We start from the raw sequence: 13510 nt of genomic DNA, 5'->3' as shown, positions 1-13510 counted from the left end.
CGCCGCGCCAATCGAGCAAGCTCGACTCTACGGCTCTACGCGGAACGGCCCATGCCCCTGCAATGCCTGCTGGTAGCGCCGCACATCGCGCCGCTCCTGCCGGCACCAGTCCAGCAGCGCTTCTGCGAATTCCGTGTCGGCCACCCAGTGCCGGCTGCGCACCAATGTGGGCAGGAAGCCGCGTGCCAGCTTGTGCTCGCCCTGTGCGCCGGGTTCGAATCGGCTCAGTCCTTCGCGCAGGCAGTACTCGATACCCTGGTAGTAGCAGGCTTCGAAGTGCAGGCCGGGCAGGGTGGCGCCGCCCCAGTAGCGGCCGTACAGCGTGTTGCCGCCGCGCAGGCAGAGGGCGCCGGCAATCGGCTCGCCGTCCTGTTCGGCCAGGAACAGCACCAGCCCGCGTCCCAGGGTTATCGCCAGATGGCGCAGGAAGGTCTCGGTCAGCGCTGGGGCATTGCCGTACTCGAGGAAGGTCTGCAGGTAGAAGCGGTACATCGCCTGCAGGTCGGCGCGGCTGGCTTCGTCGCCGTGCACCACGCGGAAGGTGATGCCCTGGCGGGTGACCTTGGCGCGTTCCTGGCGGATGTTCTTGCGGTGCTTGTGGTCCATCGCGCCGAGGAACTGCTCGAACGTGGCCCAGTCACCCGGGTTCTGCCACTGGAACTGCACGTCCTCGCGCAGCAGCCAGTCATCGCCGAACAGCGCCTCGTCGCCGGCGGTATGGAAGTTGATGTGGGCCGACGACACACCCAGTGCCGGCAATGCGTCACGCAACGCCGACAGCAATGCGGCGCGCTCTGAATCATGACGGGCCAGCAGGCGCGGGCCGGTGACCGGTGAGTACGGCACCGCGCCCAGCCATTTCGGGTAGTAGTCGCGGCCGTGGCGGGCATAGGCGTTGGCCCAGGCGTGGTCGAACACGAACTCGCCGTGCGAGTTGGTCTTCAGGTAGCCCGGAATGGCGCCGACCAGATGCTCGCCTTCCCATAGGGTGAAGTGCCGGGGCTGCCAGCCCCAGTCCTCGCGCAGGCAGCCATGCTGTTCCAGGCCCGAGAGGAAGGCGTGGCTGACGAAAGGGTTGCGGCCGTCGTGCAGGGCGTCCCAGTCGGTGGCGGCAATGGACTGCAGGGAGTCGAGGAAGCGGGGGGAAGGCATGAGCGAAGGATAGGGCAGATGAAACAGAAAGGCCGACGCGTTGGCGTCGGCCTTTTGCCTGGGTCGAGCATGGCTCGACGCTGCACGGTGCGGTCAGCGACTCAGCTGGCCTTGCCCTGTGCGTCCAGGTAGCGCTCGGCGTCCAGTGCGGCCATGCAGCCGAAACCGGCCGAGGTGATCGCCTGGCGGTAATGCTGGTCGGCCACGTCGCCGGCGGCGAACACGCCTTCCACCGAGGTCTGGGTGGCGTTGCCGCCCAGGCCCGAGCGGATTTCCAGGTAGCCGTTGTTCATCGCCAGCTGGCCGTCGAACAGGGTGGTGTTCGGGTGGTGGCCGATGGCCACGAAGAAGCCGTGGGCGTCGATGTCGCGGGTGCTGCCGTCCAGGGTGGACTTCACGCGCACGCCGGTCACGCCGGCATCATTGCCCAGCACTTCTGCCACCTGGTGGTGCCAGACGGTCTCGATCTTGCCTTCGGCCACCTTCTTGAACAGCTTGTCCTGCATGATCTTTTCCGCCTTCAGGGTGTCGCGGCGATGGACCAGGTAGACCTTGCGGGCGATGTTGGACAGGTACAGCGCCTCTTCCACGGCGGTGTTGCCGCCGCCGACCACGACCACATCCTGGTCGCGGTAGAAGAAGCCGTCACAGGTGGCGCAGGCAGACACGCCGCGGCCCTTGAACTCGTCCTCGGTCGGGATGCCCAGGTACTTGGCGGTGGCGCCGGTGGCGATGATCAGGGCATCGCAGGTGTACTCGTGGCTGTCGCCGATCAGCTTGAACGGGCGCTGCGACACATCGGCGGTGTGGATGTGGTCGAAGATGACCTCGGTCTCGAAGCGCTCGGCATGGGCCTGCATGCGCGCCATCAGGTCCGGGCCCATCAGGCCGTGGGCGTCGCCCGGCCAGTTGTCCACCTCGGTGGTGGTCATCAGCTGGCCGCCCTGCTGCAGGCCGGTGATGACGACCGGCTTCAGGTTGGCGCGGGCGGCGTAGACGGCGGCGGTCCAACCGGCCGGGCCGGAACCGAGGATGACGAGGCGCTGGTGGCGGGAGGGCAGGCTGGTGCTCATGTAGACTCGCGAAAAGGTAGATGGGACAAGGCGCTGGCGATGTTTGCGCAGCATCCGTGGCTGGTCATAGAGTGGCGGCTGGGGCAGGGCGATTCAAGCCGATGAACAGAACGCCGTCATCCAGCAGTGGTTCCGGCCCTCTGATTGCCCCGTCGGACGTCGCATAACTGAAAACTGACGCCGTCTCATTTATTATCAATCACTAACAGCGCATTCCAAAGGTATGGTCTAAGGTGGCGAAGCAGGTCCCCGAACGCTCCAAGTCCGACGACAGCAAGGCGTCACGTCGCACGGCCGCGGCGGCGACGACCGACAATCCACGCCGCCAACGCCTCTGGCGCGACCTTGGCCTGATCGCCATCGCGCCGGCGCTGCTGTACCTGGCGGCCAGTCTGTTCACCTATTCAGCGACCGACCCGGGCTGGTCGCACACCGGCAGCGTGGTCGCGCCGGTGCACAACCTCGGCGGCCGCGCTGGCGCCTGGATCGCCGACGTGCTGCTGCAGCTGTTCGGCTACATCGCCTTCCTGTTGCCGGTGGTGCTGGGCGCGCTGGCGTGGATCGCCATGTTCGGCCTCAAGCGCGAGAGCAAGGGCGAGAACGATCTGGACCCGGCGCTGCGCCTGGTTGGCCTGGTCGGTTTCCTGATCGCCGGCACCGGCTTCCTGCATGTGCGCCTGTTCAGTGGCGACGTCTCCAGTGCCGGCGGCATCCTCGGCAAGCTGGTCGGCAATTCGCTCACGGTGGGCTTCGGTACGCTGGGCGCGAACCTGTTCGTGCTGGTGCTGCTGCTGGCCTCGATCACCCTCGCCACCGGGCTGTCCTGGTTCACGGTGATGGAGAAGATCGGCCGCGGCGTGATGTCGCTGGCGCCGTTGCTGGCGCGCAAGAAGGAAGAAGTCACCGAGTGGCAGCAGACCCGGGTGATGCGTGAGGAACGCCAGGAGGTACGCAAGGCCGATGCCGAGGTGCGCGCCAAGCGCGAGCCGGTGAAGATCGAGCCACGCCCGGAGCCGGTGATCGAGAAGAGTGACCGGGCCAAGCGCGACACGCAGATCCCGATGTTCCGGGGCGTCAACGGCGACGGATCGGACCTGCCGCCGCTGGCCCTGCTGGACGATCCCAAGCCGCAGCCGGTGGGCTACGACAAGGAAACCCTGGACGCGCTGTCGCGGCAGATCGAGTTCAAGCTGAAGGACTTCCGCATCGACGCCCAGGTGGTCGGCGCCAACCCTGGCCCGGTCATCACCCGCTTCGAGATCGAGCCTGCGCCGGGCATCAAGGTCAGCCAGATCAGTTCGCTGGACAAGGACATCGCGCGCGGCCTGTCGGTGAAGTCGGTGCGCGTGGTCGACGTGATTCCGGGCAAGTCGGTGATCGGCCTGGAAATCCCCAACGTCACCCGCGAGATGATCTACCTCTCCGAGCTGCTGCGTTCGAAGGAGTACGACAAATCGGCCAGCGTGCTGACCCTGGCGCTGGGCAAGGACATCGCTGGCCGCTCGACCGTGGCCGACCTGGCGCGCATGCCGCACCTGCTGGTGGCTGGTACAACCGGTTCGGGCAAGTCGGTGGCGGTCAACGCGATGGTGCTGAGCCTGCTGTTCAAGGCCTCGCCGAAAGACCTGCGGATGCTGATGATCGACCCGAAGATGCTCGAACTGAGTGTCTACCAGGGCATCCCGCACCTGCTGGCGCCGGTGGTCACCGACATGAAGGAGGCCGCCAACGGCCTGCGCTGGTGCGTGGCCGAGATGGAGCGCCGCTACAAGCTGATGAGCGCGGTGGGCGTGCGCAACCTGGCTGGCTTCAACAAGAAGGTGAAGGAAGCCCAGGACGCCGGCCAGCCGCTGATGGACCCGCTGTTCAAGCCGAACCCGGAACTGGGCGAGGCGCCGCGTCCGCTGGAGACGCTGCCGTTCATCGTCATCTTCATCGACGAATTCGCCGACATGATGATGATCGTCGGCAAGAAGGTGGAAGAGCTGATCGCGCGCCTGGCACAGAAGGCGCGTGCGGCCGGCATCCACCTGATCCTGGCCACGCAGCGCCCGTCGGTGGACGTGATCACCGGCCTGATCAAGGCCAACATTCCGACCCGCATCGCCTTCCAGGTCAGCTCCAAGATCGACTCGCGCACCATCCTCGACCAGTCCGGCGCGGAAACCCTGCTCGGCCACGGCGACATGCTGTATCTGCCGCCGGGCACCGCCATGCCCGAGCGCGTGCACGGCGCCTTCGTCTCCGACGAGGAGGTGCACCGCGTGGTCGAGCACCTCAAGGCGATGGGCCCGGCCGATTATGTCGACGGCGTGCTGGACGAAGTGCAGACGATGGGCGACGGCGTAGTCGTCGGTGCCACTGGCCTGCCCGAGAACAGTTCTGCCGGCGATGAGTCCGACCCGTTGTATGACGAAGCGCTGCGGGTGGTCACCGAGACCCGCCGTGCCTCGATTTCCGGCGTGCAGCGCCGGCTGAAGATCGGCTACAACCGTGCAGCGCGACTGATCGAGGCCATGGAAGCGGCCGGCGTGGTCAGTCCGCCCGAGCACAACGGCGACCGCACGGTGCTGGCACCGCCGCCGCCGAAGTAAGACCCGACGTATCCCCCACGACGTCCAAGGAACCGACGCATGCTTCACCCCGTACCAAGCGCGCTGGCACTGGCGCTGGCAGCCCTGATGGCTGCCGGCCCGGCACTGGCAGACACCGCCACCTCCGCGCCCGCCACGGCGCCGCCTTCCACCAGCGGCGATACCGAAGCCAGCAATAATTTCAGCATTGTCCGTTACCGCGCCGACTACCAGGTGCGGCCGGATGCGGGCAATGTGCAGACCGAAACCTACGAAGTCCTGCTCAAGACCAAGGCCTCCGTCGAGCAGTTCAGCCAGGTGCGGCTGAGCTACAGTGAGAAGATGGAGACGCTGGACGTGCTCGGCGCTTACACGATCACCGCCGACGGCCAGCGCCGCGACGTGCCGGCCGACCGCATCTACACTCAGGAGAGTTATTCCAGCGCCTCGGCGGCGATGTATGCCGACCGCAAGGTGCGGGTGATCGTATTCCCGAATCTGGCGCCGGGCACGCGCCTGTACTACCAGGTGCGCCGCACCCAGGCCACGCCGTACTTCCCGGGCTACTTCGGCCTGTGGGAGACCTTCAATGTCTTCACCGAGTATGAGGACGCCGAGGTCACCCTGAGTGCGCCGGCCAACCTGCCGATGTTCGTCGACAGCCGCGGCGTGCAGGGCAGTGATCGCCCGACGGTGAAGAACGGCCAGGCACAGTGGCGCTGGCGCTACCAGCGTCGCGAAGCCATGCCGGCGCAGAACTGGTCGGCGGCAGGCTGGGAGTTCGGCCCGAACATCATGGCCAGCACCTATCGTGACTGGTCGCAGATGGGCCGCGCCTACCAGCTCAAGGCTGGCCCGGCGGCTCAGGTCACGCCGGAACTGCAGGCGCTGGCCGATGAGATCACCGTCGGCATCAGCGACCGCCGCGAACAAGCCGATGCGCTGTACCGCTGGGTGGCTCAGAACATCCGCTACGTGGCCGTGTACCTGGGCAATGGCGGCCTGGAGCCCAACAGCGCGCAGAGCATCCTCGACAACCACTACGGTGACTGCAAGGACCATGTGACGATCCTGGAGGCGCTGCTGGCGGCCAAGGGCATCGCCAGCTCACCGGTGCTGATCGGTGCCGGTGGCGGCCCGACACTGCCGAAGATTCCGGTGCTGGGTCGCTTCAACCACGCCATCACCTACATTCCCGAGTTCGATCTGTACCTGGATTCGACCACGGCCTGGGCGCGCTTCGGCCAGCTGCCGGAAGGCGACCTCGGTGCGCCGGTGATGCGTACCCGCGACGCCACGCTGGCACGCACCCCGGCCAATACGCCGCAGCGCAATGCCACGTCCATGGAAGTGCGCTTCACCTTCGACGCCAATGGCAACCTGCGCGGCGAGACCATTCCGAAGCTGGGCGAGAACGCCGAGATCGGCATGCGCGCCCAGTTCTCCCAGCTCAACGCACAGAACCGTGCGCGCGCTGAAGAGCAGATCATGGCCGCGTCCGGTTTCGATGGGCGAGGGCAGCTGCAGATCCAGGGCGTGCCGGTCGACCTGACCCGGCCGTTCGGCTATCGCATGGCCTTCCAGGCCGAGGACTACGCCGACTTCAGCGTGGCCGGCGGCATGGCCGTACCGGACCCGCCGGGTGGCGAATCGGTGCGTGGCCTGTACGCCACCGCCTCGGCGCCGGCCAACGAGACGCCGTTCTACTGCAATGCCAGCCTGCGCGAGGAAACCTATCGCCTGCAGTTCCCGGCCAATGCGCCGATCATCGCCATCCCGGCCAGTCAGCGTTTTGCCAACGCCGCCGGCGAGTACCGGGTGGACTGGAGCCGCGAGGGCCAGGACGTGATCGTGCATCACCGGTTGCAGCAGAACGCGGTGCGTGGACCAGAGGCGCTGTGCCAGCCGCAGGACTATCCGGCGTTCCGCGCGCTGTACCGCGAAGTGCGGCGCGGCTTCCGTGGCCAGGTGCTGTACGGCAAGCTGCCCGGCTCGGGTGGCTGAATCGCCGATGGACGTTCGGGGCGGCATAATGTCGCCCTGATCGCCCATTCATCTTTGTCCGGGCACACTGGCAACCACCTTTCCTGGCGCCCGCGCCCACAGGATTCCCGCATGAACTTCCGCTTCCGCCGTTTCCTTGCCACCACCACCCTGGCCGTGGCCTGCGCCGCCGCCGGCAGCGCCTGGGCAGGCGCCCGCGATGACCTGAAGACCTTCACCAGTGGCCTGAAGGGCCTGGATGGACAGTTCAGCCAGCAGGTGTTCGACAATCGCGGCAAGGTGAAGGAATCGACGAGCGGCCGCGTGGCCTTGTCCGCGCCGCGCCTGTTCCGCTGGGAGTACGTGCGCCCGCACGAACAGCTGATCGTGGCAGACGGCAGGAAGGTCTGGATGTACGAGCCGGACCTGGAACAGGCCACCGTGCGCGAGCAGGGCAAGGAAGAGCAGAACAGCCCACTGACCGCGCTGATCAACCCGGCGCTGCTGGAGCAGCAGTACGACGTCAGTGAAGAGGCCGCGCAGCGCGATGGCCTTCAGTGGCTGTCGCTGTCGCCGAAGCGTGAGACCGAAGCCAGCTTCCAGTACGCCGCGCTGGGCTTCAACGCCCAGGGCCTGGCCAAGATGGAGATCACCGACGCCGTCGGCCAGCGCACCGTGATCAGCTTCAGTGGCTGGAAGCGCAACCCGGGCTTTGCTGCCGGCACCTTCAGCTTTACCCCGCCGAAGGGCACCGACGTCATCGGTAACTGATCCGGCCTGTGCCTTGGTGGGTGTCAACCTTGGTTGACACGCTTCTGATCTGCCGGCCAGCGGCCGGCACTACCGATCCCTGCAGCCTGATCCGCTACCGATCACGGCCCGGCGCAACCTGCTCTGGTGGGTGTCAACCGGCACCGCCTTGGTGGGTGTCAACCTTGGTTGACATGCTTTTGATCTGCCGGCCAGCGACCGGCACTACCGATCCCTGCAGCTTGATCCGCTACCGATCATGGCCCGGCCGCTGTGGTGGCTGCCAACCTTGGTTGGCACGCTCTCGCGGTACAATGAGCGGGTGGCAAGACATCGTTCAACCTCCTTTCCCGGCCCCGATCTGCTGAGCGTCGATCGGGAACATCTGCGCCCGCTGGCTGAGCGCATGCGCCCACGCACCCTCGACGAGATGGTCGGGCAGAAGCGCCTGCTGGCGCCGGACAGCGCGCTGCGTCGCGCAGTCGAATCCGGTCGCGTGCATTCGATGATCCTGTGGGGGCCGCCGGGCTGCGGCAAGACCACGCTGGCACTGCTGCTGGCCGAATATTCCGACGCCGAGTTCCGTGCGATCTCCGCCGTGCTGTCCGGCCTGCCGGAAGTGCGCCAGGTGCTGGCCGAGGCGGCGCAACGGTTCGCCGAAGGCCGCCGCACCGTGCTGTTCGTGGATGAGGTGCATCGCTTCAACAAGGCGCAGCAGGATGCGTTCCTGCCACACATCGAACGCGGCACCATCCTGTTCGTCGGTGCCACCACCGAGAATCCCTCGTTCGAACTGAACTCGGCGCTGCTGTCGCGTTGCCGCGTGCACGTGCTGGAGGGCGTTTCGCCCACAGACATCGTTGAGGCGCTGGAGCGTGCGCTGGGTGACCGCCAACGCGGCCTGGGCGAAGAGCACATCGAGGTCGCTCCCGAACTCCTGCTGGAAATTGCGACCGCCGCCGACGGCGACGTGCGTCGTGCGTTGACCCTGTTGGAAATCGCCGCCGAACTGGCGGGCGGGGAGGGTGGGCGTATCACGCCGCAGACCTTGACCCAGGTGCTGGCCGACCGGACCCGTCGCTTCGACAAGGGCGGCGAGCAGTTCTACGACCAGATCTCGGCGCTGCATAAATCCGTGCGCAGCTCCAACCCGGATGCCGCGCTGTACTGGCTGACCCGCATGCTTGATGGCGGCTGCGATCCGTCTTACCTGGCGCGCCGGCTGACCCGCATGGCGATCGAGGACATCGGCCTGGCGGATCCGCGTGCGCAGAGCATGGCGCTGGAGGCCTGGGACATCTACGAGCGGCTGGGCAGTCCGGAGGGCGAACTCGCGTTCGCTCAGTTGGTGCTGTACCTGGCCAGTACGGCGAAGTCGAATGCCGGCTATGCCGCGTTCAACCAGGCCAAGGCCGACGTGCGCGAGAGTGGTACCGAAGAGGTGCCGCTGCACCTGCGCAATGCGCCGACCAAGCTGATGAAGGAGCTGGGCTACGGTGCCGAGTACCAATATGACCATGATGCCGAAGGGGGCATCGCACTGGACCAGACCGGCTTCCCGGATGCGATGGGCGAGCGCGTGTATTACAACCCGGTGCCGCGCGGCCTGGAAATCAAGCTGAAGGAAAAGCTGGACCGGCTGCGTGCCGAGCGCGAGGCGGCAAGGGCGGCAAAGGGCCGCTGACCCAGCTCTTGCAGAGTCGAGCCATGCTCGACTTCGCTCTTGCGCGGGTTACGGGTGCCCTCTGGAACAGCAGTCGAGCATGGCTCGACTCTACAGGGGCAATGGCAGCCGAGCGTGGTTCGTCGCAACATTGTCCTGCGCACGTGCATTTGGCAAACTGCGCGGCTTCTCTATCAAGGATCGATGCCGTGCAGGAAATGATTCTGCCGTTGAAGCGCTACGCCCAGTTCGAGGGTCGCGCCAACCGCCGCGAGTACTGGATGTACCAGCTGTTCCTGTTCCTGGTCGCAACCGCGGTGATGCTGCTGGCCGGTGTGCTGGCGATCCTCCTGCGCAACAGCCCCGATGCGCTGGCCGGCGTCCTGATCGGCATGGTGGTACTGCTGGGCGTGATGTGGCTGGCCACGATCGTGCCGCTGATTGCCGTGACCGTACGCCGCCTGCATGACTGCAATCAGTCGGGCTGGCTGTTCCTGCTGGCGCTGGTGCCGGGCGGTGGCATTGTGATCATGATCTTTTCGCTGCTGCCGGGCACGCCGCAGGAGAACGTGTACGGTCCGGTGCCTTCGGGGCCGTGATCTTGCATGAGTCGAGCATGGCTCGACTCTCCCAGGGCAATGAACTGAAGCCGGCGTTTCGCCGGCTTCGTCATTTTCATGGGGGTGTCGGTTGCGCGAGGCAGGATACCGGAGGGGGCTGACGGCCTATGCGGCGCGTGCCGTGATGGGCAAGCCCAGCAGGTTGTTGTGGATGATGCCCCATTGCGGGTATTGGCTATCGTGAAGCTTGACGTCAACAAAGCCGGCTTCCCCCAGCAATCGCACCAGGTGAGGATACGAATAGATCCTCAGTTCCAAAGTTGAGCCGTCACCACCATGGAAGGACAGGTCAGAGAATCGTTGCTCCCTGCCATCGCTGGTGATGTTGACAAGAACCCGATCCGCACCTTTGCCCTCGATCCGGTAGTCGTTGAGCTCAGGGAAGTGCTCAATCGTGACCTCGTGAAATCCATAGGGAACGGTGAGGACAAGCAGCCCGCCCGGCTTCAACAATGCCCGCAGGTTTTCGAGCGTGCGCTCGCAGGGTCCATCCACGTGTTCCAGCACATCGGAGCTGACAACAAAGTCATATTTTCCCAGGTAGTGTGCGGCTGGGTGACGGATGTCCAGCATGGGGCGCTTGTGGAAGTAGGTATTGATGTAATCGAACTTGCGCCGCAGGGCACTAGTGTAGATATGGGCGTCGGTCATGCCGATTCCCTTGATCTGTCCGCGCCTGGGGGTCCGCTCAAGCACGCGGATCTCCCGCGCTTGGTCCAATTCCGACTGCAGGGCTGCCATGAGGGCACGGAAGCGCAGCGTTGATCCGCAGCCAATACAGCTGCGGGTATCCCTTCCGGCGATGGCCTCGCGGGATGCTCGCAGGCGGAAACCGCAGATGTTGCAGGCGGGCCTCTCGGTGGTCGGGATGCTCACGGGGAAGACGTGTGGGCGAATCGTGTCGAGCCCTTTTCGGGCAAGGCTGCGGCAAATGGCGTACACGCTATGACAGTCCCTGTTCTTGTTGATGCCGCCTAGCTTGCCGTATGGCCGTGGCGCGAATCCAGCCTGCCGATTACCTCGTTTCGTGCCGAAGGTCCCCATGCGCGCGTGATACACAGTGTGACGTTTGATCGATGTGATAATCATTCGCGTTTGAGGTAGACTGCGGTCCCTTGTGAACCGGCGGCCGTGGGCCGCTTCTGCCGCCGCTGATGAAGCATTTCGTCCTGCCTTCGCGCCGGGGCCGGTTGGCCCGCGGCCTGGCCGCCTTGATGATGGGTCTGCTCCTGCCCACCCCGTACGCCCATGCACAGCAGCGCAATCCGCTGCAGAAGATCGGCCACACCGTGCTCGACGAGCCCGCGGCCAGCTATCGCTTCGAGCATTTCGTGGTGGACAGCCCGGACCAGCAGCGCCGTTGGCGGGTGAACCTGGCGATCCCGGCCAAGGCCGGCAAGACGCCGCTGCCGGTGCTGTACGCGCTGGACGGCAACGCCGTGGCCATGGTGCTGGACCAGCCGCTGTTGGCCGAGCTGGCCGCACGCAAGGCACCGCCGGTGCTGGTGCTGATCGGCTACGACAACGACCTGCGCATCGACGCCAAGGCACGCACCCGCGACTACACCGCGTGGATCGACCGCGCCGACGACGAGAGCGGTACGACCCAGGCGGTCGGGGGTGGCGCCGCAGCCTTCCTGGATGTGATCGAACGCCGCATCAAGCCGGAAGTCGAGCGTCGCGCACGCATCGATACGCAGCAGCAAGCGCTGTGGGGTCACTCGCTGGGCGGGTTGTTCGTGCTCAATGCGTTGTACACCCGTCCCGCCGCCTTCCAGTCCTATCTGGCCGCCAGTCCGTCGCTGTGGTGGAGCCAGGGCGCGGCCCTGGGTGATCCGGAGCAGCAGTTCGTGCAGAACGTGCATGGCCAGCCGGCAAAGCTCTGGCTGATGCTGGGCGGTGCCGAGCGTGTCGGTGATCGCGGCAAGCGCGACATGAACAATCCGCGCGTGGTCGCACACCTGCGCCGCATCGGTGGCGCAACCCCGGATGCGGCGATGCAGCTGTCCGAACGGTTGGCCAAGGTGCCGGGCATGCGCGTGCAGTACCGTGAGTTCGACGGCCTCGGCCACGGCCCGATGCTGCCGGCGTCGTTCCATGCCGCGCTGCATGAGCTGTACGGCGTCACTGACCGCAGCGCCAGTGATGGCGCGCCCAACGGTGGTGACAACGGCGCCGAATGAATCCCTTCGCACGCGATGCCGTGCGACCCCACTACCCAGGCGAGGCTGCCGACGTGCAGCGGCCCAGGCAACCGATGACTCCCGCGCCACGTGGCGCGGCCTACGTGTGCAAGGAGCCTTCCATGTCGTTCCGTCCGTCTTTCCGTCTCACTTCCCTCGCCGCCGGCCTGTTGCTGGCGGTGACCGCCACCGCGCAGCCGGTGTTCGATCAGCCGGCCAACGCCACCTTCAAGGGTGAGGTCGTCTCACGCGGTGAGAACGTGGTTCCCGGCAGCACTGCCGACGTGGTCGGTCGCGGTTTCGTGCCGGGCCAGAAAGTCAGCCTGTTGCGTGGGGACAGCGTGCTCAACACGCAGCCGCTGGTGGTCGATGCCGATGGCAACTTCAAGACCCAGCTGAGCATTCCGGCCGACACGGTGCCGGGCACCCACCCGGTGGTGGTGCGCGCCAGCCAGCCGGCTGCAGCCACGGTGCTGAAGCTGCGCGTCTCGCCGCAGCTGCCGCTGTCCGGCCAGGCGCAGTTCGCCACCCAGTCCAGCAAGTTGGTGCCGGGCCTGTATCAGTCCGCCTACAGCGCCGCCAGCAACGCGGTATTCGTGACCTCGGCCGTGGGCCGCCCGCCGGTGACCCAGTCGCAGCTGCTGAAGCTGGACCCGAAGTCGCTGAAGGTGACCAAGGCGATCACCCCGGCGCAGGTGCCGGGCAGCACCAATGGTGCGGTGTACGCGGTCTACGGCGTGGGCGTGGATGACACCAATGGCAATGTCTGGGTCACCAATACCCGCCAGAACTCCATCGCGGTCTACCGCCAGAAGGATCTGTCGCTGGTCCACCAGTTCCCGGTCGATGCCGTGCCGCACGCGCGCGACGTAGTGGTTGATGGCACCCACGGCAAGGTGTTCGCCTCGGCCACGGGTGAGGACCACCTGTCGGTGTTCGACGCCAAGACCCTCAAGGAGCTGCCGGCGGTGACGCTGGAGTCCGGCGTGGACGACGGCAAGTTCACCCCGATGAGCCTGGTGCTGGACGAGAAGGGCGGCAAGCTGTTCACCGTCAGCATCGGCACCCCGGAAGCGGCGGTGATCGACGTGGCCAGCGGCAAGGTCGAGAAGGTCATTGACCTGGGCAATTCGATCAGCGCCTCGGGCGTGGCCTTCGACGCAGCGCGCAACCGCCTGTACGTGGCCTCGCAGGGCACCGACAACCTGCTGATCGTCGATGTGGCCGCCGGCAAGGTACTGCATGACGTGCCGGTCGGCGCCGGCGCGCTGAACGTCGCCTTCGATGATGCCTCCGGCCTGGCCTACGTCAGCAACCGTGGCGCTGGCACGGTCACCGTGGTGAACGGTGACGGCAAGGTGGTCGCCAACCTCGACGGTGGCACGCTGCCGAACCATGTCCGCGCCGACGGCAAGGGCAACGTGTTCGCGGTGAACAAGTCGCGCGGCGCCGAAGACCCGAAGGGTGACCGCATCACCCGCATCACCCCGAAGCAGTAAGTCACACGGCGGGG

10 protein-coding genes are annotated in these 13510 nt (G+C 66.1%); 7 read left to right on the top strand and 3 right to left on the bottom strand.

All coding sequences use genetic code 11. From position 1 onward, the window contains the following. Positions 1-27: 27 nt before the first annotated feature. The gene (locus VPH47_RS10680; RefSeq protein ID WP_368850770.1) at positions 28-1152 is read right to left on the bottom strand and encodes a GNAT family N-acetyltransferase; all 1125 of its coding nucleotides are present in this window, start codon (positions 1150-1152) and stop codon (positions 28-30) included. Positions 1153-1253: 101 nt separating this feature from the next. After that, the gene (gene trxB, locus VPH47_RS10675; protein ID WP_368850769.1) at positions 1254-2225 is read right to left on the bottom strand and encodes a thioredoxin-disulfide reductase; all 972 of its coding nucleotides are present in this window, start codon (positions 2223-2225) and stop codon (positions 1254-1256) included. Positions 2226-2458: 233 nt separating this feature from the next. On the opposite strand from trxB, the gene VPH47_RS10670 reads away from it, so the two are divergent. The 5 genes from VPH47_RS10670 to VPH47_RS10650 all read left to right on the top strand — a co-directional run bounded on the left by VPH47_RS10670 (position 2459) and on the right by VPH47_RS10650 (position 9793). Further along, entirely contained in the window at positions 2459-4819 is a 2361-nt protein-coding gene (locus VPH47_RS10670) for a DNA translocase FtsK (RefSeq protein ID WP_368850768.1), read from the top strand. 39 nt (positions 4820-4858) lie between these two features. Next, positions 4859-6802: a DUF3857 domain-containing protein gene (locus VPH47_RS10665; RefSeq protein WP_248860499.1), complete on the top strand. Its 1944-nt coding sequence runs from the start codon at positions 4859-4861 to the stop codon at positions 6800-6802. A 111-nt stretch (positions 6803-6913) separates the two neighbouring features. Beyond that, entirely contained in the window at positions 6914-7552 is a 639-nt protein-coding gene (lolA, locus tag VPH47_RS10660) for an outer membrane lipoprotein chaperone LolA (RefSeq protein WP_197612157.1), read from the top strand. A 385-nt stretch (positions 7553-7937) separates the two neighbouring features. Beyond that, positions 7938-9215 (top strand): replication-associated recombination protein A, encoded by a 1278-nt coding sequence (locus VPH47_RS10655; RefSeq protein WP_368850767.1) that lies wholly within the window; start codon positions 7938-7940, stop codon positions 9213-9215. Between the two features lie 188 nt (positions 9216-9403). Further along, positions 9404-9793, top strand: coding sequence for a DUF805 domain-containing protein (locus VPH47_RS10650; RefSeq protein ID WP_368850766.1), 390 nt, complete (start codon positions 9404-9406; stop codon positions 9791-9793). 126 nt (positions 9794-9919) lie between these two features. Here the strand turns inward: VPH47_RS10650 and VPH47_RS10645 are convergent, their stop codons facing one another. After that, positions 9920-10690 carry a class I SAM-dependent methyltransferase gene (locus tag VPH47_RS10645; protein WP_368850765.1) on the bottom strand — a complete coding sequence of 257 codons (771 nt, stop codon included), beginning with the start codon at positions 10688-10690 and terminating at the stop codon, positions 9920-9922. Between the two features lie 278 nt (positions 10691-10968). Here VPH47_RS10645 and VPH47_RS10640 point away from each other — a divergent pair, with 278 nt between their 5' ends. Both VPH47_RS10640 and VPH47_RS10635 read left to right on the top strand, forming a co-directional pair. Continuing rightward, a complete protein-coding gene (locus VPH47_RS10640; protein ID WP_368850764.1) occupies positions 10969-11997 on the top strand; it encodes an alpha/beta hydrolase in 1029 nt (342 codons plus the stop codon). A gap of 122 nt (positions 11998-12119) precedes the next feature. Beyond that, positions 12120-13496, top strand: coding sequence for a YncE family protein (locus VPH47_RS10635; RefSeq protein WP_368850763.1), 1377 nt, complete (start codon positions 12120-12122; stop codon positions 13494-13496). Positions 13497-13510 lie beyond the last annotated feature (14 nt).

This window comes from Stenotrophomonas sp. WED208 (assembly GCF_040984485.1).
Lineage (GTDB): Bacteria > Pseudomonadota > Gammaproteobacteria > Xanthomonadales > Xanthomonadaceae > Stenotrophomonas > Stenotrophomonas riyadhensis.
This window is presented reverse-complemented; position numbering and strand designations above follow the sequence as displayed.

What these genes read in the sequence shown, in the direction of transcription:
- VPH47_RS10680 (WP_368850770.1), bottom strand. Translation starts at nt 1,152, where the DNA reads ATGCCTTCCCCCCGCTTCCTCGACTCCCTGCAGTCCATTGCCGCCACC.
- trxB (WP_368850769.1), bottom strand. Translation starts at nt 2,225, where the DNA reads ATGAGCACCAGCCTGCCCTCCCGCCACCAGCGCCTCGTCATCCTCGGT.
- VPH47_RS10665 (WP_248860499.1), top strand. Translation starts at nt 4,859, where the DNA reads ATGCTTCACCCCGTACCAAGCGCGCTGGCACTGGCGCTGGCAGCCCTG.
- lolA (WP_197612157.1), top strand. Translation starts at nt 6,914, where the DNA reads ATGAACTTCCGCTTCCGCCGTTTCCTTGCCACCACCACCCTGGCCGTG.
- VPH47_RS10655 (WP_368850767.1), top strand. Translation starts at nt 7,938, where the DNA reads ATGCGCCCACGCACCCTCGACGAGATGGTCGGGCAGAAGCGCCTGCTG.
- VPH47_RS10640 (WP_368850764.1), top strand. Translation starts at nt 10,969, where the DNA reads ATGAAGCATTTCGTCCTGCCTTCGCGCCGGGGCCGGTTGGCCCGCGGC.
- VPH47_RS10635 (WP_368850763.1), top strand. Translation starts at nt 12,120, where the DNA reads ATGTCGTTCCGTCCGTCTTTCCGTCTCACTTCCCTCGCCGCCGGCCTG.